Source organism: Saccharopolyspora sp. 6M, from assembly GCF_020176775.1.
GTDB lineage: Bacteria > Actinomycetota > Actinomycetes > Mycobacteriales > Pseudonocardiaceae > Saccharopolyspora_C > Saccharopolyspora_C gregorii.
This window is the reverse complement of the sequence record NZ_JAIUJZ010000246.1, coordinates 1-907: the sequence shown is the minus strand read 5'-3', so window position 1 is coordinate 907 and position 907 is coordinate 1. Positions and strand designations below refer to the sequence as shown.

Below are 907 nucleotides of genomic sequence, written 5' to 3'. Positions count from 1 at the left end.
CCTTGATGACCCCGGCGACCCCGGCCGCGGGCGGGGGGGGGCCGCGGGGGGGCGGGGGGGGGCCCCCCCCCCGCGGGGGGGGCCGCGGGGGCCCCGGGGGGGGCCCCCCGCCCCGCGCCGCCGCCCGGCCCACCCGTCCCAGCTCGACCCGGGCCCACCTCGACGGTTCCGCACCGGCAAGATCGGCCGCCGGCACGACCGGGCGATCACCGGAGATCAGTTCCGCGCTACCGGGGCGCGCGCCGCGCACGTCCGCGGCCGGTCACCGCTCGCCGATCCGCGTTCCGCGCCATCGAGTGACGACGGATCGGGTGCCCGGTTGTTGAGGCTTGGCACTCGCGTGGGTAGAGTGCCAATCAGCACGGCGCCGCTGCGCCCCGGCACCCGCGACGACGGGGAGCCACGGAGCCGTCACCCAAACCACAGCCAACGCTTACGCAGGCCCCAGAAGGTGGAGGTCACACCGTGGCGAGCATCAAGCCGCTTGAGGACAAGATCGTTGTCCAGGCGAGCGAAGCCGAGACGACCACTGCGTCCGGCATCGTGATCCCGGACACCGCCAAGGAGAAGCCCCAGGAGGGCAAGGTCCTGGCCGTCGGCCCGGGTCGCGTCGACGACAAGGGCAACCGCGTCCCCGTCGACGTGCAGGAAGGTGACGTCGTCATCTACTCCAAGTACGGCGGCACCGAGGTCAAGTACAACGGCGAGGAGTACCTGATCCTCTCCGCCCGCGACGTGCTGGCCGTCGTCAACTGACGACCCGCACCATGCGCACCCCACCGCCCCGGGGGGGCCCCCCCCGGGGCCCCCGGGGGGGGGGGGGTGGAAGGCCCGGCGGCGGGCCCCCCCCCCCGCGGGGGCGCCCCCCCCCCCCCGCCCCCCCCCGGGGGGGCCCCCCGCCGCCCGA

Annotated in this window: 1 protein-coding gene; it reads left to right on the top strand. The window is 76.8% G+C overall.

From position 1 onward, the window contains the following. The first annotated feature begins 465 nt into the window (after positions 1–465). Positions 466–756: a co-chaperone GroES gene (groES, locus tag LCD31_RS26170; RefSeq protein ID WP_184483059.1), complete on the top strand. Its 291-nt coding sequence runs from the start codon at positions 466–468 to the stop codon at positions 754–756. The last annotated feature ends 151 nt before the right edge of the window (positions 757–907 follow it).